This is a genomic window from Pyxidicoccus trucidator (genome assembly GCF_010894435.1).
Lineage (GTDB): Bacteria > Myxococcota > Myxococcia > Myxococcales > Myxococcaceae > Myxococcus > Myxococcus trucidator.
In genome coordinates this window covers 40023-58951 of the sequence record NZ_JAAIXZ010000011.1, presented here as the reverse complement: position 1 = coordinate 58951, position 18929 = coordinate 40023, and the positions used below count along the sequence as shown (strand labels likewise).

General features: G+C 70.0%; 15 protein-coding genes. 5 read left to right on the top strand and 10 right to left on the bottom strand.

Translation table 11 applies throughout. The features are described 5' to 3' along the window. Window positions 1–155: 155 nt before the first annotated feature. From G4D85_RS28270 to G4D85_RS28255, 4 genes are all read left to right on the top strand, one after another. On the top strand, window positions 156–1049 hold the full coding sequence (locus G4D85_RS28270) for a phytanoyl-CoA dioxygenase family protein (protein WP_164017130.1): 894 nt from the start codon (window positions 156–158) through the stop codon (window positions 1047–1049). 207 nt (window positions 1050–1256) lie between these two features. Beyond that, window positions 1257–2057, top strand: a complete 801-nt coding sequence (locus G4D85_RS28265) for a hypothetical protein (RefSeq protein WP_164017129.1) — start codon at window positions 1257–1259, stop codon at window positions 2055–2057. 137 nt (window positions 2058–2194) lie between these two features. After that, on the top strand, window positions 2195–4186 hold the full coding sequence (locus tag G4D85_RS28260; protein ID WP_164017128.1) for a S8 family serine peptidase: 1992 nt from the start codon (window positions 2195–2197) through the stop codon (window positions 4184–4186). A gap of 204 nt (window positions 4187–4390) precedes the next feature. Next, a complete protein-coding gene (locus G4D85_RS28255; RefSeq protein WP_164017127.1) occupies window positions 4391–5425 on the top strand; it encodes a hypothetical protein in 1035 nt (344 codons plus the stop codon). Window positions 5426–5516: 91 nt separating this feature from the next. Here the strand turns inward: G4D85_RS28255 and G4D85_RS28250 are convergent, their stop codons facing one another. The 6 genes from G4D85_RS28250 to G4D85_RS28225 form a co-directional block, all read right to left on the bottom strand. Further along, complete coding sequence (locus G4D85_RS28250; RefSeq protein WP_164017126.1) at window positions 5517–5780, bottom strand: hypothetical protein; 264 nt, start codon at window positions 5778–5780, stop codon at window positions 5517–5519. 30 nt (window positions 5781–5810) lie between these two features. Beyond that, window positions 5811–6281, bottom strand: coding sequence for a DUF2752 domain-containing protein (locus tag G4D85_RS28245; protein WP_205525748.1), 471 nt, complete (start codon window positions 6279–6281; stop codon window positions 5811–5813). A gap of 150 nt (window positions 6282–6431) precedes the next feature. Then, window positions 6432–7856, bottom strand: coding sequence for a DUF1552 domain-containing protein (locus G4D85_RS28240; protein ID WP_164017125.1), 1425 nt, complete (start codon window positions 7854–7856; stop codon window positions 6432–6434). Then, window positions 7853–9535, bottom strand: coding sequence for a DUF1592 domain-containing protein (locus G4D85_RS28235; protein WP_240359542.1), 1683 nt, complete (start codon window positions 9533–9535; stop codon window positions 7853–7855). The genes G4D85_RS28240 and G4D85_RS28235 overlap by 4 nt, the downstream gene beginning before the upstream one ends. 254 nt (window positions 9536–9789) lie before the next feature. Continuing rightward, window positions 9790–11145, bottom strand: a complete 1356-nt coding sequence (locus tag G4D85_RS28230) for a hypothetical protein (protein WP_164017124.1) — start codon at window positions 11143–11145, stop codon at window positions 9790–9792. A gap of 260 nt (window positions 11146–11405) precedes the next feature. Next, window positions 11406–11783: a DoxX family protein gene (locus G4D85_RS28225; protein WP_205525747.1), complete on the bottom strand. Its 378-nt coding sequence runs from the start codon at window positions 11781–11783 to the stop codon at window positions 11406–11408. A gap of 290 nt (window positions 11784–12073) precedes the next feature. Here G4D85_RS28225 and G4D85_RS28220 point away from each other — a divergent pair, with 290 nt between their 5' ends. Beyond that, on the top strand, window positions 12074–12220 hold the full coding sequence (locus G4D85_RS28220; protein WP_164017122.1) for a hypothetical protein: 147 nt from the start codon (window positions 12074–12076) through the stop codon (window positions 12218–12220). Window positions 12221–12243: 23 nt separating this feature from the next. On the opposite strand, the gene G4D85_RS28215 is transcribed toward G4D85_RS28220, so the two are convergent. The 4 genes from G4D85_RS28215 to G4D85_RS28200 form a co-directional block, all read right to left on the bottom strand. Then, window positions 12244–13734, bottom strand: coding sequence for a serine/threonine protein kinase (locus G4D85_RS28215; RefSeq protein ID WP_164017121.1), 1491 nt, complete (start codon window positions 13732–13734; stop codon window positions 12244–12246). 20 nt (window positions 13735–13754) lie between these two features. Then, window positions 13755–14387: a metallophosphatase domain-containing protein gene (locus G4D85_RS28210; RefSeq protein ID WP_205525746.1), complete on the bottom strand. Its 633-nt coding sequence runs from the start codon at window positions 14385–14387 to the stop codon at window positions 13755–13757. 131 nt (window positions 14388–14518) lie between these two features. Continuing rightward, window positions 14519–16831 (bottom strand): Kelch repeat-containing protein, encoded by a 2313-nt coding sequence (locus G4D85_RS28205; protein WP_164017120.1) that lies wholly within the window; start codon window positions 16829–16831, stop codon window positions 14519–14521. A gap of 30 nt (window positions 16832–16861) precedes the next feature. Continuing rightward, a complete protein-coding gene (locus tag G4D85_RS28200) occupies window positions 16862–18844 on the bottom strand; it encodes a Kelch repeat-containing protein (RefSeq protein WP_164017119.1) in 1983 nt (660 codons plus the stop codon). Between the last annotated feature and the right edge of the window lie 85 nt (window positions 18845–18929).

The window sequence follows — 18929 nt, the reverse complement described above, 5'->3', positions numbered from 1 at the left end:
CAAAGCTGGGCTCTATACTGATCCGGGCCTTTCGCGATTGCGAGCACGGACCTCGCGGGCCCTCCTTCCGCGGCGCCAGGAATTGTTCACGAGCACAGACTCGGGAACTGCCCACACTTGCCCACGGTCGGCCTCCTGCCGAAGTTGCCGCCGCCATGCCCTATGAATTTCACAACGACCTGCGTACTCGCGTGCGGCAGGCAGTGGAGCGCAGGCTGCGCCGGGTCTCCTACATCGAGGAGTTCCTCCAACTGGGGCACCGCCTGGCACGGGCCAACCACGTGGAGAAGCTGCCGTGGCTGGACGGGCCACTGCGGGCCGTCTACCAGCAGCTGAGCGAGACCGGGCTCGCCCAGCTCCCGCTGGAGGCGCTGGGCCTCCCCACCGACGAGACGCTGCGCGCCGCGGAGGTGCACGTGGAGAAGCTGCGCCAGCTCCCTTCCGCCTCGGGGCGGCCCTTCGCGCTCACCTCCGACGAGGAGCTCCTGGCGCAGGCCGAGCCGTTCCTCTTCGGCCTGTCGCGGCCGCTCCTGGACCTCGCGGAGCGCTACCTGGGGCTGCCGGTGGACTACCTCGGCGTCAACATCAAGCGCGAGTTCGCCAACGGGCTGAGCGAGGGGACGCGGCTGTGGCACGCGGACCCGGAAGACGAGCGGATGCTGAAGCTCATCGTCTACCTGAGCGACGTGGACGCCGGGTCGGGGCCCTTCGCGGCCATCGACGCCCGCCAGAGCGACGAGGCGAAGAAGCGCCTGCGCTACGCCTGGGGGAGCACCTGCACACCCGAGGCGCTGGAGAAGGTGGTGCCGGCCGCGGAGCGGCGGACCTTCGTCGGCCCCCGGCTCACGGCGGTGTTCTGCGACACCGCGCGCTGCCTGCACCGGGCCTCCCCGCCGACCACGGTGGACCGCTACTCGATGACCTTCTCCTATCTCAGCCGCGAGGCCTATTTCTGCTTCGCTTCCGGACGCACGTTGCAGAGGGCCTTCGTCGAGCGGTGGGGCAAGCGGCTCGACGCGCACCAGCGCTCCTGCCTCATGCCTTGCTGAGGGCGCAGCCTGCTCTACCGGAAGAGCTGCGCTGATTCCGTCGCCGGCACGGTCGGCGCGCGGACGCTCATGTAGGTAGAATGGCGGGAGCCTCTTGGAGAGGAGCCCGCCATCCGTCCCTTTCGTCTCGCTGAAAACCGCCTCGCGGTGCCGGGAGTCATCGGCGTGCGCGCCCCCAGCGGCCTCTCATTCGGAAAGAGGGGGCACGTGCTCCTCGGCCCCGACGCGGGCTTTCCCGAGGCGCATCCGCTGGCGGAGTGGAAGAGCGACGTGGCCCTGGTCGATGCGCGCACGATTCCGCCGGAGCTGCGAAAGCAGGCCGACCTCCGGCTCCCCGAGGAAGAGCGCGCCGAGCTCGAGGTGTACCTCTGGGAGATGGCGGAGCAGAACGCCGAATTCATGCCCGACACGCGCGAGCTCGAGGCCCTGAATCTCGACCAGCTCGCGAGGCTGACGTCCCTGGATGCGCAGACGCGCCACTTCCTCGAAAGCCATGGGCAGGCGTACTGGCTGGCCGGATTCACGAGGCACTCGGACACGCTCTGGGTCCATCGCGAGGGAGGCGCCGCCCCGTTCAAGTCCTGGGTCAACTGGCGGGACGCGGTGCGCGAAGACGCGTCCCCGGGCGTGCCGGGTTGGCTGTCGCAGGAGGCCTGGTCCGACCTGTGGCGTGTGCGGTGGGCGGACCGTGTGCTGCGCGCGCTGAGCGGCGGCGAGGTGACGGAAGCAGCGCTCCTGCTCGCCCAGGCGCGCAAGGGCCGGAGGCACCTCATCCCGGACGACCTCGCCCAGGCCGCCGCCGAGGCCGCGGCCCGCATGGCCGAGGGGGCTGACGAAGTCGAGCTGCCCCTCCACGGGCCCACGCGGCGCGTGCGGCTGCCCGGCTTCACGATGACTGTCTGGGAGCTTCATCCCCTCGACCTCCAGCCCGGCGGGCCCGCGCCCTCGCACGAAACCCACGTCCCGGCGGAGGACGCATGGGTGCTCGTGAAGGACCTGGGCGGGTGAGTTGACGCGAGAACAGGCCGGCGGCGTGCACAGTCCTGTCCCTGAAAGCTGCGTTGACCGGTTTATCAATTAAAGCTAATTACACGGCCTGTGCGAGGGCTGCCGAGCCGGTGCCCGCACGTTCCCCGAGAGGCCGAATGAAACTGAAATTGATCCAGGCGGTGAGTGCCATCTCCCTGCTGGCCGCGGCATGCGGCCCGATGCCAGAGGGCCAGGAAGCCGACAGCGAGCAACTCGGTCAATCGGCGCAGATGATCCGCCGTGCCCGGGCCGTCCCCAACGAGTACATCGTCGTCCTGCGCGACTCCACGCAGGAGGTCCGGCAGCAGGGGGCGAGGAACATCGCCCAGGAACTGGTGTCCCTCAACGGGGGCAAGGTGCTGCGGACCTATGAGCACACCATCCACGGCTTCCTGGCGAACATGAGCGAGGCCGAGGCGCTTCGCCTCCTGTCCGACCCGCGCGTGGCGTATGTGCAGGAGAACGGCCTGATCCACGTGTCGGCGACGCAGACCGGCGCGACCTGGGGCATCGACCGCATCGACCAGCGTGACCTGCCGCGCAACAGCTCCTACACCTACAACGTCGACGGCACCGGCGTGCATGCGTACGTCATCGACACCGGTATCCGGCTGACCCACACCGAGTTCACCGGTCGCACCGGCAACGGCTACGACTTCATCGACAACGACAGCGACCCCTCGGACTGCCATGGCCATGGCACGCACGTGGCGGGCACGGTGGGCGGCACGACCTGGGGCGTGGCGAAGAAGGCCACCCTCCACGGCGTGCGGGTGCTCGACTGCACGGGCTATGGAAACGACGCACAGGTCATCGGCGGCATCGACTGGGTGGCGGCCAACCACGTCAAGCCCGCGGTCGCCAACATGAGCCTGGGCGATGTCGGCATTCAGGCCATCGATGATGCGACGGAGCGGTTGATTGCCGCGGGCGTCACGACGGTGGTCGCCGCCGGCAACGACAGCGCCAACGCCTGCAACTACTCGCCGGCCCGCGCGCCCAACGCCATCACCGTGGGCTCCACCACCAGCAGCGATGCCCGCTCGTCGTTCTCCAACTACGGGACGTGCGTGGACATCTTCGCGCCGGGCTCGAGCATCACCTCGGCCTCCAACTCCGGCAACTCGTCGAGCACCTCGATGAGCGGCACGTCCATGGCCTCGCCGCACGTGGCCGGCGCCGCGGCGCTCTACCTGAGCGCCAACCCCACCGCGACGCCCGCGCAGGTGCGCGACGCGCTGGTGAACAACTCCACGCCGAACAAGGTCACCAGCCCGGGGACCGGCTCGCCCAACAGGCTGCTGTACACGCTCTTCATCACCGGTGGCGGCAGTGACACCACCCCGCCCACGACGTCCATCACCTCGCCCGCGGGCGGCGCCACGCTGAGCGGCTCCGCGAGCCTGAGCGCCAGCGCCTCCGACAACGTGGGCGTCTCGCGCGTGGAGTTCTACGCGGGCACCTCGCTGCTGGGCACGGCGACGACCTCGCCGTACAGCCTCTCGTGGAATACGACGACGGTGGCCAACGGCACCTACGCGCTGACCACGAAGGCGTATGACGCGGCGAACAACGTGGGCACGTCGGCCACGGTGTCCGTGACGGTGAACAACGGCACGGGCTCCTGCTCCATCACCGAGCAGCTCCTGGCCAACGCGGGCTTCGAGAGCGGCAGCACGGGCTGGACCACCTCGTCGGGCGTCATCGACGGCACCACGTCTGGCAACGCGCCGCGCACGGGTACCTACAAGGCCTGGCTGAACGGCTACGGCACCACGCGCACCGAGTTCGCCTACCAGGACATCACCATCCCCGCCACGGCCTGCAGCGCCACGCTCAGCTTCTGGGCGCTCATCACCACGTCGGAGACCACGACGACGACGGCCTACGACAAGCTGGCCATCCAGATCCGCAACAGCGCGGGCACGGTGCTGGCGACGCTGGCCACCTACAGCAACCTGAACAAGGGCACGGCCTACGTGCAGCGGACGTTCGACCTGGCCGCGTACAAGGGGCAGACCATCCGCGTCTACTTCAACGGCACGGAGGACGCGTCGCTGAAGACGAGCTTCTTCATCGATGACACCTCGGTGAGCATCGTCCGGTAGTCCTCCGGACGGCGCGGACGGCCCCTGGCGGCCGTCCGTGCCGACACCGGAGTGACAGGCTGACATTCAAGGTTCAGGAGCCCAGCAAGCCTACCCGGTTGCTGGGCTTGTTCTTTGAGCGCTCATTGGGAGAGCTCGCCAGATTTCGCGCAACTTCCGGACGCCTCCCGGGTTCACAGGGTCATTCCCCGGAGGCATCACCCCATGAAGCGACACGGAAGAACGACTCTCATCTCGGCGTGCGGGCTGCTGGCCCTGGGCCTCATCGGCTGCGGAACCGCCGAGGACGCCTTCGAACCCGTCGAGGATGCGCCCCCGGGCACGTCCCAGGCGGCCCTCACGGTGTACGAACAAGCCGCGCTGGACACGGCCAACAACTCAGCGAGCTGCACGCCGCTCGGGAACTTCTACTGGGAGATTGGCAATGGAGCGGGACCGCTCTACGGATTCCCGCGAGGCAGCGGAGTGTCGGCCACGACGGTGATGCCCATCGCGTCCGCGAGCAAGTGGCTGTACGCGGGCGCCTACGTGCAGTCGAGGGGGTACGCGAACCTCACCGCGGACGAGAAGAAGCGGCTCAACTTCACCAGCGGCTACGTCGACGAGAACACCACCTTGTGTGGCGACGCCGGGACGACCGTCTCGGATTGCTACGGCCCCGCCTACAAGAACGTCTCCTACCGCCCGCTCCAGAACGGCCGGTATTTCTACAACGGAGGCCACATGCAGAAGCTGGCCCTGGACGATATCGGCGCGAGAAAGGGCACGGGTGTGGCGAGCGTCATGGACTGGCTCAACGCCCGGCTGGGCACCACCCTGCCGGAGTCCGACAGCGACGTCGCTCCGGGCGGGGGCTTCTCGGGCAGCGCGGCGCATTACCGCGTCTTCCTGATGAAGCTGCTCAACAACCAGTACGAGCTGTCCTCCAAGCTGACCGTGGATTCCGTTCCGGCCTGGCAGGGTGGCCCCAACGTCTCCTACACGCCGTGGACGGCGGGCCAGGCGCACTACGGGCTCGGGCACTGGATAGAGGGCGAGACTGTCAATGGCGTGTGGACCGTGACGGGCCACTCCTCGGCGGGGGCGTTCGGCTTCTATCCCTGGGTGAACGCCGCCAGGAACCGGTACATGCTCCTGGCCCGCAGTCGCCAGCTCGGCGGGGAAGGGGAGGGCGAGAAGTCACGCGCCTGTGCCCAGGCCATCCACAAGGCCTACGCGCTGGGCGTGCCGCAGCCGTAGCCGCCCACTTCGACGGCAGTCGCCGCGCGTGGGCTCGGATGGGCGGGCCCGAGAGGCCCGCCCATGTGCGAGAGGTGTTGACCCGCTCCGACTACGACCCGGAGGACATCATGCCGCCGAGGACGTTGAACACGATGCCGGCGACGATACAGGCCGTCCACGCGAGCATGATGGTCTTGTTCCGGTTCTGCTCCACGTTCATCCAGCCCCAGATGAAGGTGTAGAGGCCACAGAGGATGCCCAGGATGCCGTGCAGCGGGCCCTTGGCCTGGAAGAGCTTGATCAGGACCATGATGAAGCAGGCCAGGTTGGCAATGCTGGCGAGGATTCCAAGCAGTCCGAGGATGCTACCCATGTGCGTTTCTCCTTCAGTGCTGTCGTGAGTTCAGCTGGGAGTCGAGGTGATGAAGGTGCCGCGAAAGACGAGGAGTCGGACGAGCCAGTAGGCCATCAGGGCCACCAGCAGGAGGGCCGTCACCCGGGTGCGCCGCTCGAGGCGGGCCACCGCGTCGATGCTCCGTCGCCGGGCCGCTTCCGGAAGAAACGCCATCCCGATGATGAGCAGCAGCGCCGCCAGGATGACCGGGGCGAAGAGGTGCCAGGACAGCGCGGTCCGCCATTCACCGTGAAGCAGGGCGGTCATCGCCCGGGACAGGCCACAGCCGGGGCAGGGGAGTCCCACCGCGCTTTGGAGGGGGCACGGCCAGCCGGGTAGCTCGAAGCGAATCAGGCCCAGTTGGACGGCGGCCACGACCCCCAGCACCCAGCCAGTGGTGCGGCGCTCCAGGACCTGGGCCAGGACGGGCGTAGCGAACAAGGATGCTGGGTGCGCGGATGACGCCGTCGGTCGGTTCATGCCCACCCCCCCTCCTGAAGCAGGTAGTCGGGCTTCCTACCACGGCCATTGTTGGGAGTCGAACACTCCGACGTGTCACGGCCCGGAGCCGTATGCCCGGTCAGCGGTCTGCTCCAGCGCTGAGCACCGGAGCAGGCCGCGAGGGTCCGCTCAGGCGATGAGCTCGGAGAGCACGCCCTTGGTCAGCGCCGGGTCGCCGAAGTCGTCCAGATTCCCTCCGGCTGCGTTCCGCAGCCCCACGGCGCTGCCAATCGTGTTCAGCAGCCGGTTGTGGTTGGGGTTGCCGCCGCCCGAGGCCTGGACGTAGACGCCCTGCTTGAGGAAGCCATTGCAGCTTCCGGCCAGGACGTAGGGAATGTTCCACGCCGAGTGGGCCGGCCCGTTGCCCAGGTCGTTGTACCAGACGGACACGCCGTGCTCGAGGAGCCGCTTGCCGTCCGGCATCTGGTAGGCCGCCAGCCGGTCCAGGAGGTACTTGAAGGCGCTCGCGAACTGTAGGTCCACCTGGTGGTGCAGCAGGTCCGCGCCGCTGATGATGCCGCCGCTGGCGTCGTGCGACGTGCGGCGGTGGGACACGTAGTGGAAGTTCTCCATCAACTGCCCCGTCGCCGGGTCTCGGTAGCGCGTGTCGCCGTCGTTGCCGTTGCCCACCTGGATGACGGCCGAGCGGGTGGTGCCGCACGCCACCGCCAGCACGGCGATGTCCATGTGCAGCTTCGCCGTGGAGAGCACCTCGTCGCCCACCGTGCTGTCATAGCCGGGGGCCTGCTGCTGGAAGATGAGCTCCTGGTCCGCGCGCATGCGGCAGCTCAGGGCCACCTCCAAATCCCGCACGTTGGACAGGTGCAGGTCCAGCCGCTGGTGGTCGGACGCGCTCAGCTCCGGGCGCTGCTGGAGCTGCTGGAGCTGGGCCTTCACCAGGTCATTCACGCTCCGCTGCCGGACGAGGAGCTGCTCGCGGGCCTCGGGCGTCAGGCCGCCCGGGCCGCCAATCATCGTCTGGTACGCAATCCACGGGTCATGCAGCGCGGCCCGGCGCACCCCGCTGCTCCGGTAGGAGATGCAGGGGCCTCCGAGCCAGCCGCCGCGCCGGCCCGCGTAGAAGAAGAGCGAGTCCCGTTGCTGCGGGTTGAGCACGCGGCCGATGCGGTGGTCCAGCGACTCGCCCGCCGCCTCGGAGCCGCCGCCCGCGCCCTCCACCACGGGGCCTCGCGCGGTCATCCCCTGCAGGGCGCCCCGGGCGTGGCCGTCCCCGTAGTTGTAGTCCCTCATGTTGATGTTGCGCACCAGCAGCAGGTTGGCGCGGTGGTCCGTGAGCACGCCCACGGCCCGCCCGGCCATGCTCGCCGCGGTGAGCGCGCCCAGGGCGCTCGGCCAGAAGCGCTCCGGCTCGCTGCCGAGCTCCGACGTCGTCTGGGCCGCGGCCACGCCATTGCCCTGCCGGAAGAAGATGGCGTACGGCAGCGCTCCCGTTTCCGCCGCGCGGGCCGTCCTTGGCATCAGGCCCTCGAGCAGCGGCAGGCTCAGCGCGGCCCCGCCCATGCCCTTCAACACCCACCGGCGACTCAGCTTCATGGCAGCTCCTCCGGGTGGCGGTTCACGAAGCCCTCGCTGGTGACGACCTCCACGACGAGGTCGACGATGGACAGCCCGTCTTCCTTCGACAGCTTCCCGAGCCGCTCCACCAGCGGCCCGTCCTCATCGGCGAACGGACGCCCGTGGAGGTACTCCACCCAGTGCCGCGCGTAGCACGCATGCACCGGCTCACTGGCCGCGAGCGCGTCCGCCAGGTCGAGCGCGTCGCGCACCTGCACCGTCTCGCCCGCGAGGCGGGGGGACGCGCTGGCGTCCACCGGGTGGCCGTTGTCCGTGGTGCGGTAGCGGCCGATGGCGTCGAAGTTCTCGAAGGGGAAGCCGAGCGGGTTGATGAGGTTCGCGTGGCACGAGGCGCACACCGTCCCGGGGGCCTCGGTGTGCGAGGTGACGACCTCGCGGTTCGTCCGGCCCTCGGGCGCGGGGAGCGGCGGGATGTTGGCCGGCGGCGCGCCAATCTTCCGGCAGAGGATGCGCTCGGACAGGAAGACGCCGCGGTGGATGGGGTCCGGGTCCGCCGACGTCGCGTGCGAGGCCAGGAAGCCCACCTGGGTGAGCACGCCCTTGCGCTCGCGAGAGTCCAGCGTCACGGGGACGAAGTCGGCGGTGAACGTCCCACTCAGCCCGTAGACGCTCGCCAGCTCGGCGTTGACGAAGGTGGCCGGCGAGGTGAGCAGGTCGCTGTAGCGGCCCTGGCGGGAGAAGACGACGTCCTGGACGAACAGCGTGTTCTCCCGGGTGGCGTACTCGGCGAAGCGCTCGGACACCTCCGGGAAGCGCGTGGGCGAGGGCCGGATGGTGGCGTAGCGGGGCACGTCGAAGAGGGTGCGGTGGAAGGCCTCCACCACCTTCTTCGCGCGCGCGTCCTGGAGCATGCGCCGCGCCTGCGTCGTCACCTCCTCGCGCGAGTGCAGGGCGCCCTCGCGCGCGGCGGTGAACAGGGCGTCGTCCGGCATGGCGCCCCAGAGGCCGTAGCTCAGCCGCGAGGCCACCTCGTAGTCGTCGAGCGGCACGCGGTCCTGCCGGGCCTGCGTGCTGCGCTCCACGCGGTAGAGGAAGTGGGGCGACTGGAGGAAGGCCTCCAGCACCAGCCGGATGCCGCCCTCGAAGGCCGGCGTGGCCGCGTAGGCCTGGGGCCCCTTGCGGTACAGCGCGAGGTAGCTCTCCACCTCCTCGGACGTCAGCGGGCGCCGGTGCGCGCGCAGGCCGAAGGACTCCACGAAGGCGCGGGCACGCTCCTCGGCGGTGGAGGCCGGCGGCGGCAGGATGCGCGCGAGCTTCGCCGCGTCCGTCGTCACCTGGCCGGCCAGCTCCGCGGCCGCGCGCTGGTAGGCGCCCCAGAGGGCCTCATCGACGGAGAGGGCGCGCGCGTCGTTGTCGAAGAGGAACCCGCTCTGGGCGGGGTCCGCGCGGAAGCCGTCCGCCAGGGCCGTGGGCGGTGCGTCCAGCCGGAGCAACTCCTGCACGGTGCTGGACCACTGCGCGTGCGTCAGGCGCGCCATGCGCACGGACCGGGCTGGCTGCTCGACGACGGTGGGGCCGGGGTCGCCGGGCCGCTCCGCGTCACCAATCACTCCCTCGCAGCCAGCAACCCCACCCAGGGCCAGCCCGAGCAGCAGCGGGCGCCACCACCGTCTCCGCCCCGCTGGCTCTCGTGACAACCGTTGTGTCCACGTCCTCGGCACGAGCGCCTCCATGATTGGGAGTCATACCAATCGGATGGATTGCGCGTTCCTGTCAATGTATCCGCGTCTCGCACGGGCATCGGTCAAATGGCCCGGAGACACGGATACTGAAAAACTCGTGTCACGAGTGCAGTCGAGTTTCATCAGGCTCGACTTTTCGTCTGGGCCACCCGGAGGTGTGGGGGAGGAGCCACAGGCGTTGGGGACAGTCCCCCTCAGTGGAGCTCTGGCTAGAGCCGCAGGTACACGCCGAGCTGACCGCTGAAGTACGTGTCCCGGGCGCCGCCGACGAAGGCCGGGTCCGCCTCCTCGACGTTGGTGGAGAAGGAGTAGCGCCGCATCTCCCCACCCATCCGCAGGCCCAGCACGCGCGTCAGGGCGAACTCCACCGCCAGCTCGCCATCCAGCGCGGAGCCGCTCAGCTCCGGGAAGAAGCTGTCCGAGGACAGCTCGCCGCTGCTCAGCACGTGCTGGTAGCCCACCCGCGCTGCGATCGCCCACCGCTCCGTGAGCGCCTTGTACAGGCCCAGCTCCACGTGCGCGAAGCGGTAGTCCACGTCCGGCAGGGCCAGGCCGTTCTGCGGGAGCTCCACCGCGAAGGAGTGGGTGCCGTACAGCGCCCCCACGTTCAGCTCCAGCCACCGCAGCGGCAGGCGGAAGCGCAGGCCTCCCTCCAGCAGCTGCGTGGTGGTGGCGTACTCCGTCCCATCCGGGGTCAGCGAGGCCAGCCCGAAGGCGCGTGAGCCTCGCCCCACCAGCCCCAGGTTGCCCACCATCCCATCCGTGAAGTGGGCGAGCGGGAAGTAGCTCACCGAGAGGCTCGCCGCCGCGGCATGGTCGAGGCTGTAGTCGGGCCGCGAGCCGGCGCGGACATCCGAGAACTGGAAGCGTCGGAAGAGGCCCTGCCCGGACAGCAGCACCTCCAGGCGCCGCTTGTCCACGGGACGCGGGCTGGCCGCCTGCACCTCGGGCTTGACCGGTGCTTCCTCCTTCTTCACGGTGGGCGCCGGCGGCTTCACCACCGCCGGACGCGGCGCCTCCGCGATGGGGGCCGGGGGGGTGGGCTCCGGCTCGGGCAAGGGGGCCGGAGGGGTGACAGCGGCGGGCGGAGGAGGGGTGCTCTGCTCCCGGGCCTCCCGCAGGGCCGCGCCCAGCTTGCTCTCCAGCTCACGTCGCACCTCGGGAAAGGCGCGGTTGGGGCGGATGTTCCAGCGCTCCTCCGCCAGGAGGGTGCCGTCCTTGCCGGAGTAGACGCGGACCTCCACGTCCCAGCGTTTCGTCCCCTTCACCGAGGCGGTGAGCAGCGCCTCCGCGTCGAGCTTCTCGGCCAGCGCCTGCCGCTGGTCATTCGTCTTCGGCCCGCCCCGGATGCGCCGCACCTGAGCATCCACCGTCCGCGCGGGCAGCACCTCGCGCCCACGCCCCTTCTTGCCCAGCTCCTGCACCAGCACCTTGCGCAGCGCCTCAGCCTGGCGGCCCTCGGGGCGCAGCACCGCCACCCGGGCCTTCTGCGCCTGCGCGGCCTCGGCCGGGCGGGACAGGATCAGCGCCACCGCCAGCAACACCCACCCCGCGGCGCGGCTCACAGGGCCACCTCCTCGGAGCGGACAGGCGGGGTGGGAGCGGCCGGGAGGACATGGATGAAGGGGCGGGGACGCATGAGTGCTCGGATTCCAGTGGCGAGGCGGGGACTGTCTCATAGCAAAGCAATTGAAGGGCCAACCGCCTGGAGCGTACAGGGCGCATGGGGGCCCTGTGGAGGGTGGCGTGCGTTGAGGCTCAACAGCGCGTCATCGAGCACCTGGGCGAGCCGCGCTTCCGGTGCGCGAGGAGGACGGGCGCCAGGTCACCGTGTGACGAATCGGTTGAACGGGGCCAGCACCTCCTGCCGGCGCGCCAGCGCCACCACTGCCCCGAGCACCAGCAGGACGAGCGGCGCCACCGCCTGCGAGCCCTCGCCCGCCTTGAGGTGCGTCAGGACGGCGCCCAGCATGGTGCCGACCACCAGCGCTCCTCCCAGCGTCGCCGTGCGCGGCACGAGCAGCAACAGCGCCGCCGCCACCTCCATGACGCCCGTGAGGTACATGAACCACAGCGGGAAGCCCCAGCGCGCGAAGTTCTCCGGCATCGGCGGCATGCCCGCCAGCTTCGAGCCTCCCGCTCCCAGGAACGCCACCGCCACCAGCACCGTCAGAATCCACAGCCCGACCGTCTTGGCCTTCATGAGAGTCTCCAGTTGGCCCATTCTCGGAGGATTCGGGCCGGAATGAAACCGGGGTTCCCATCGGTCCCCGTGGCAGCCGGGTCGTTCAGTCGCCGTGCCCGTCGGAGCTGGGCTGCCGGGGCCAGCGATACAGCCCGAGGCGGTCGGTGCATATTCAGGCGGCACTCCCATGCTCGAGTCCATGCATTGACCACCGCCCCCCCGCGCCGTCAGAGGGGCCACACCCGCTCGCCGAGCTGCCCCTCTACAACGCCCCGAGCGTCTACGCCCTCCAGGGGGCCACGGGCCTCATGGGAGAGCGGCTGCGCAGCCTCGACAGGCGAGGCACGCCACTGGCGCGCGAGAAGCTGCGCAAGGCGCTCACCGACCCGGACTTCCAATCCTCACGCTACGCGCTGCCCCAGGACCTCTACCCGCGAGACGCTGGGACGCCGTGAGCGAGCACTCAGGGGGCGTCCGTTCACGTTCCCCAGGGCAGTACCACCACGTGGCCGTCGAAGAAGCGCACCGCCAGCGGGAGTCTTCCAGGCTCGGCGTCGAACCCGACGTCCACCGTCATCATCAATCCCGGCGTCATCTCGTCCTCGTCCACCATGAAGTAGCTCGCCACCTCCTCGTTCAGCCGGTGAGCCTCCTCCTGTCGCCCATCCGGGAACGTGAAGAACGCCTGCGCGGGCTTCACCGTCTCGCAGCGGATGCACTCCTGGCTGCTTGAGAGCAGTGTGGCGTACTGCAGCCACCGGGTCCCCAGGCCCCACCACGCCACCCGGGCGGTATGCGGCGAGTTCGCGCGCACCTCGAAGCGCAGCTGCACGTGAGTCGTGGGGTCGGACGGCTCCGGGCCGCGCTTCTCGCGCTGCTCGATGAAGAGGGGCGTGATCTCCAGGCCATTGACCACGAAGGGGTGGTCGAACGTCACCTGGGCGGAGGACGCAGGCGGTGAAGCCGCCCGGGATGCCGCGGTCGGTGCGGAGGCGCTGTCCCGCGAGGCGTTGTGCGACACCACCGCCAGGGCGAGGCACGCCACCGCCACCCCGAGCGCCACGCGCCAGGGGAACGTCCTTCGCGCCGGGTGCCTCCCCGACACCCCCCTGGCCTTGGGGGGCGCGGGTGCCTGGAGCGCGACCAGCGCCTCCTCCGCCGAGCGGAAACGCTTGCTCGGGTCCACGTCCAGGAGCCGCGCCAGGAGCGCCTGGGTCCTCGGCGAGACGTTGACCGCGCCTTCGAAATGCAGCCGCATCCCCGGCCCCAGCAGCTCCGAGGGTAGCTTCCTGCTGAGCAGGTGCACCAGCGTCGCCCCCAGCGCGTAGAGGTCGCTGGAGGCGTCCACCGTCCCTCCGAGCTGCTCGGGGGGCGAGTACCCGAAGGTGCCCACCAGGGTGGACTGGTGGGTGACGCCCTTGCGCAGCTCCCGGGCGCAGTCGAAGTCCACCAGGAAGAGCCCGTCCTCGCGCTGGATGAGGTTGGCCGGCTTGATGTCGCGGTGGAGCACCCGGGGCGAGAGGCCGTGAAGGTAGCGAAGGATCTCCAGCACCTCTCGCGCGACCTCGAGCGCGTCCGCTTCGGAGTAGCGCTGGGAGGAGAGCCTGTCGAGCAGGGACGGGCCGGCGATGAACGTCTGCACCAGGTAGAAGCGCAGGTGGGCGCCGCGGCCTTCCTCGAAGAAGCGCACGAGGCGCGGGATGCGCGGGTGGGCCAGCTGCTGCAGCGTCCTCGCCTCCCGCTCGAACGCCTCGAGCTCCTCCACCGACGGCACCGAGGCGAAGACCAGCTCCTTGACCGCGAACTGGGCTCCGTCCTCGGCTCGGGCCAGGTACAGGCGCCCCCGGGCGCTCTGGTGGATGAGCCGCTCGACCCGAAAACCCCCGGGATTGAGGGCCGCGCCACACTCCTCGCAGCGATTCGAGACGCTGGGGTGCTGGCAGGCGGGACAGGGCACAGGGGCAGTCATGGGTTCCCGAACGAAAACGCCTACGCGCTCCGGACAACCTGCGGGAGTGTGAGCACCCGTGGAGGGAGCATGCACTCATCCGAGGTGACGTTGGCGAAAGTCGTCGCTCCTTCCGTCCAGACGCCGCCGTCCTGGTGGATGTGGCCGAACAGATGCAGCTTTGGCCGCACCTGCCGAACGCGCTTGAGAAGCTCCTCGCAGCCGCAGCGCTCTCCTCCGCCCAGGTGGTCCCCGAATCCCAGGGGTGGGCCGTGGGTGATGAGGATATCCGTGTCATCAGGAATCTGAGCCCATCGCCGCGCCAGCTCCGGGCCTCGGGGGAGATTGAAGGCCCAGTCCATGAACCAGGGCTGCCAGGGACTGCCATGGAACTTCAGGCCCTCGATGATGGTGGACTCGTCCTCCAGATAGGTGGCGGCCGTCAGGACGGTGCGCGCCTGGGCCGGGCTCTTCTGGAAGCACCAGTCATGATTGCCCGCCACCACCACCTTGTGCCGGTGTGGAAGTCCGGCGAGGAATTGGTTCACCTCGGCGAGTTCCTCAAGAGTCCCCTGCCGCGTGAGGTCTCCCGCATGGATGAGAATGTCTCCCTCAGGGATGGTGAGATCCTGGTGATAGCCATGGGTGTCCGCGATGGCGACGAGGGTCAGCATTTCCCGGAGCATAGCCGTGCGAGCAGCGCGATGGAGGTCATCAGCCTGCTCACGCTCAGCGTCGCCAGGGCCGGCGAAGAAGCTGTTCCGGTGGTTCCGTGGCGTCCTCGATTGTTTCCTGCTCCCAGGGCTCAGGGCGTGTACAGCTCCGCCGTCGCCAGGTAGCTGTCATCGCTGATTCCCCCCGAGACGAGCACCTTGCCGTTGAGCAGCCGCGTCGCGAGGTGGTTCAGGCGCCGCCAGGACAGGGAAGAGGTCGTGCTCCAGGTGCCCGAGGCCGGGTCGTACACCTCCGCCGTCGCGAGCAGGCCCCCATTGCCGCCGCCCCCCGAGACGAGCACCTTGCCGTCGGACAGCGGCGTCGCCGTGTGACGTTCGCGAGGCCAGGACAGGGAAGCGGTCGTGCTCCAGGTGTCCGAGGCCGGGTCGTATACCTCCACTGTCGCGAGCAGGCCCCCACCGGAGACTCCCCCCGAGACGAGCACCTTGCCGTCGGACAGAGGCGTCGCGGCGTGGCGGGCGCGCGTCGAGGACATGGTGGCCCCGGCGCTCCAGGTACCCGAGGCCGAATCGTATACCTCCGTCGTCTCGCGCTCGGCACCGTTACCGCTGTATCCCCCCGTCACGAGCACCTTGCCGCCAGGCAGCGGCGTCGCCGCGTGGCCGATGCGAGGCGAGGCCATGGAGCCGGCGACGCTCCAGGTGCCCGAGGCCGGGTCGTACACCTCCACCATCGCGAGCGTGACACCCACGCTCTGTCCCCCCGAGACGAGCACCTTGCCGCCGGGCAGCAGTGTCGCAGTGTGATCGAAGCGCAGCACGGCCAGGGAGCCCGTCGTGCTCCAGGTGCCCGAGGCCGGGTCGTACACCTCCGCTGTCGCGGTGTCCTGTCCTCCTGTGATGAGCACCTTCCCGTCGAGCAGCAGCGTCGCCGTATGGTTGGCGCGAGGCACGTGCATGGCGCCCGTCGCGCTCCAGGTGCCCGAGGCCGGGTCGTACACCTCCGTCGTCGTGGTGGGGCCGCTCAACTCGCTGTAGCCCCCCGTCACGAGCACCTTGCCGTCGAGCAGCAGCGTCACCGTGTGTTGGGTGCGAGGCGAGACCATGGCGCCCGTCGCGCTCCAATCCGATGCACAGGCCGGCAGCCCCGTCACCGGGAAGCTGTGGGTGGCCGTCAGGGAGAAGGCGTTGGTGACGGTGGCGGTGATGCCCGGAGGAAAGCTCGTGGAGACACACGAGGGGGCCGTCCAGGTGATGCGGCTGGTGGACGTGCCCGTGCTCTCTCCGCCGAGCCAGCCGGCGTTGGTGGCCCAGGAGAAGGAGAGCGGGGAGTCCTCGGGGTCGCTGGCCATCACCTCGAAGGTGAGCTCCTGGCCGGGAGCGGCCGTGTCCGAGGAGCGAGAGGCGTAGCGGATGATGGGCGTGAAGTGGGGCGGGATGGGGGGCGGGCTGATGCACAGGGCCACCGTGCCGGAGGCCAGCCCGCCGCGCTCGTCGGAGACCCGGACCGTCAGGCGGCAGTTGTCGCAGGGGCTGAAGGGCAGGGTGGAAGGAGTGAACCGGGCGGAGCTGGAGGTGCGCTGGGCCCAGGTGCCCGGGCAGCTGGCCGTCCAGGAGTAGGAGAGGCTGTCGCCATCCAGGTCCGCGGCGGAGGCGGAGACCGTCGTCGTCTGCCCCACGGTCGGCTGGGTGAGGGTGACGCTGATGGCGGAGACCTGGGGGAAGGTGTTGAAGGAGATGGAGATCCGCGCGTCGCCCCGCACCGGGACGGGCGTGACGTCGATGGCTAGGGAGAACGAGGCGGCGAGGCCCTGCGCGTCGGTGACGGTGAGGGTGAGGACCTGACGGCCTGGGGAGACCGGGGCCGTCCACGTGGTGGCGGCCGAGGCCTCCGACGAGAAGGCGCCCGCGGCGGAAGACCAGGCGTAGGACAGGGTATCGCCCGGGTCGGGATCGCGCGCGGTGGCGACGAGGGAGAGGGCGCTGCCCGTGGTCACGGAGGTAGAGGCGGCGACCAGGGAGTCGATGACCGGGGGCCTGTTGACGGAGGCCGGGGGAGGCTCGACGGGCTGGAAGGAGAGGGCGATGAAGGACGTCTGCCCGGGGGAGATGACGACGCCGGAGGCGGAGCCCTCGAAGCGCGGGGTGCCCGAGGCGTCGAAGGCCCGCGCGAGGAAGGTGCGGTCGGCGCCGGGAGCGAGGTTGTCGAGCACTCCGCTCCAGACACCATGGGAGAGCCCGAGCTCCACGGAGACGGAGGGGAGATCCGCGGCGCTGGCGGTGACGGTGACGCGGGAGACAGAGGCGGCGTGGGCCTGGGGCACGGAGACGGCGAGCTGGGCCGAGCCGGTAGAGGAGGTCGGGGGAGGGGAGGTCGGGGCAGGGCAGCCCGCGAGCCATGCCAGGGACAGCGCCAGCAGCAGGGGCGTGGTGGTCTTGTTCATGGGGGAGTCCTTGAGAGCGAGTCCAATGGCTCACGGGCTCGAGGGCGCGTACAACTCCGCCCCCGTCAGGTGGTGGCCCGCGGTCCAGTCGAATCCCCCCGCGATGAGGACCGTGCCGTCCGGCAGCCGTGTCGCTGTGTGGTTGCCGCGACGCGAGGCCATGACACCAGCACCTCTCCAGGTGTTCGAGACGGGGTCGTACACCTCCGCCGTCGCCAGGGGGCCACTGGAATCGCCGCCCCCCGAGACGAGCACCCTGCCGTCGAGCAGCGTCGTCGCGGTGTGGACCAGGCGAGGGAAAGTCATGCTTCCGGCGGCGCTCCAGGTGCCCGTGGCCGGGTCGTACACCTCCGCCGCCGCGATGGGGTTGTAGTTGCCTCCCCCGGTGACGAGCACCCTGCCGTCGAGCAGTGGCGTCGCCTTGTGTCCCAGGCGAGCCACGGCCATGGGGCCCGTCGCGCTCCAGGTGCCCGTGGCCGGGTCGTACACCTCCGCCGTCGTGAGGAGCTCCCCCATCCCATCCCGTCCCCCCGAGACGAGCACCGTGCCGTCGGGCAACGGCGTCGCGATGTGGCCGTCGCGGGTCGAGGCCATGGAGCCGGTCAGGCTCCATGCGCCCGTGGCCGGGTCGTACACCTCCGCCGACGCGAAGAAGCCCCAGTCCCCGCTTCCCCCCGAGACGAGCACCTTGCCGTCGGGCAGCAGCGTCGCCGCGTGGTCCTGGCGAGACAGGCTCATGTGGCCCGTCTCGCTCCAGAGGCCCGTGGCCGGGTCGTACACCTCCGCCAAGGTGAAGAAGCCCCAGTTGCCATCGGAGCCCCCCACCACGAGCACCCTGCCGTCGAGCAGCCGCGTCGCCGTGTGGCCGATGCGGGGCTTGATGAGGACGCCGGTCGCGCTCCAGAGCCCCGTGGCCGGGTCGTACCGCTCCGCCGCGGGGGGATACATGTCGTAGTTGAAGCCCCCCGCGACGAGGACCGTGCCGTCGAGGAGCGGCGTCGCCGTGTGGCGTTCACGACGCGCGGCCAGGGAGCCCGTGGCGGTCCAGTTCGCAGTGCCACAGAAGGGAAGCCCCGTCACCACGAAGCCCTGGGGCGCTGTCTGGGCGAAGGCGTTGGTGACGGTGACGGTGATGCTCGGCGGCGGGCCCTCGGAGTGACACGAGGGGGCTCTCCAGAGGATGCGGCTGGTGGACGCGCTGTCGACGGCGGTGCCGAGCAACCCCGTGCTGGCGGACCAGGAGAAGGACAGCGCCGAGCCCCGGGGATCGCCGGCCACCACCGTGAAGGTGAGTGCTTCGCCGGGAGAGGCGGTGCCCGAGGACTGGGACGAGGAGACGATGAAGGGCTGGTTCGAGATGACGTAGACAGCCCGGGAGAGCGAGGCGGAGAGGCCCCGCGAGTCGGTGACGGTGAAGGTCAGGGTCTGGATGCCGATGGCGTCGGGCGCCGTCCACGAGGTGGAGGCCGAGGAGGTCGAGGAGAAGGAGCCCGCGGTGGCGGACCACGCCTGGGACAGGGTGTCTCCCAGGTCCGGGTCGTGCGCGGTGACGGCGAACGAGAGGGTGCCCCCCGCGGGCACCGAGGTGGCGGGGGCGACCAGCCCGTCGATGACGGGGGTGGAGTTCAGGAAGGGGGAAGGGGTGCTGAGCTGCTGGAGGGTGATGGCGACGAGGGCCGTCTGCTCGGGGGAGATGGTGACGCCGGAGGTGGAGCCCTCGAAGAGCCGGGTGCCGGCGGAATCGAAGGCCTGAGCCAGGAAGGCGCGGTTGTCGCCAGCAGGGAGGCCGCCGAGCAGGCCGCCCCAGACGCCATCGGTGAAGACGAGCTCCGAGGTGACCGGGGGGAGATCCACGGCGCTGGCGGTGATGGAGACGCGGGAGACCGAGAAGGCGAGGGCCTGGGGCAAGGAGACGGAGAGCGAGGCCGAGCCGGTCGGGGAGGGCGGGGCGGAGCAGCCCGCGAGCAGTGCCAGGCTCAGCGCCAGCAGCAGGGGCGTGGACGTTCTATTCATGAGGCCATTCTCAGGGAGAGATGAATTGTTCACCTGTGGAGCGGGCGTCCTGCTGTCATTGCGGTGAGGAGCCCACGAGGGGGAA

Coding starts and splice junctions, on each gene's coding strand:
- G4D85_RS28240 (WP_164017125.1), bottom strand. CDS start 7,856: ATGAAGCTGAGTCGCCGGTGGGTGTTGAAGGGCATGGGCGGGGCCGCG.
- G4D85_RS28225 (WP_205525747.1), bottom strand. CDS start 11,783: ATGAAGGCCAAGACGGTCGGGCTGTGGATTCTGACGGTGCTGGTGGCG.
- G4D85_RS28270 (WP_164017130.1), top strand. CDS start 156: ATGCCCTATGAATTTCACAACGACCTGCGTACTCGCGTGCGGCAGGCA.
- G4D85_RS28245 (WP_205525748.1), bottom strand. CDS start 6,281: ATGAACCGACCGACGGCGTCATCCGCGCACCCAGCATCCTTGTTCGCT.
- G4D85_RS28250 (WP_164017126.1), bottom strand. CDS start 5,780: ATGGGTAGCATCCTCGGACTGCTTGGAATCCTCGCCAGCATTGCCAAC.
- G4D85_RS28200 (WP_164017119.1), bottom strand. CDS start 18,844: ATGAATAGAACGTCCACGCCCCTGCTGCTGGCGCTGAGCCTGGCACTG.
- G4D85_RS28255 (WP_164017127.1), top strand. CDS start 4,391: ATGAAGCGACACGGAAGAACGACTCTCATCTCGGCGTGCGGGCTGCTG.
- G4D85_RS28215 (WP_164017121.1), bottom strand. CDS start 13,734: ATGACTGCCCCTGTGCCCTGTCCCGCCTGCCAGCACCCCAGCGTCTCG.
- G4D85_RS28220 (WP_164017122.1), top strand. CDS start 12,074: ATGGGAGAGCGGCTGCGCAGCCTCGACAGGCGAGGCACGCCACTGGCG.
- G4D85_RS28205 (WP_164017120.1), bottom strand. CDS start 16,831: ATGAACAAGACCACCACGCCCCTGCTGCTGGCGCTGTCCCTGGCATGG.
- G4D85_RS28210 (WP_205525746.1), bottom strand. CDS start 14,387: ATGCTGACCCTCGTCGCCATCGCGGACACCCATGGCTATCACCAGGAT.
- G4D85_RS28260 (WP_164017128.1), top strand. CDS start 2,195: ATGAAACTGAAATTGATCCAGGCGGTGAGTGCCATCTCCCTGCTGGCC.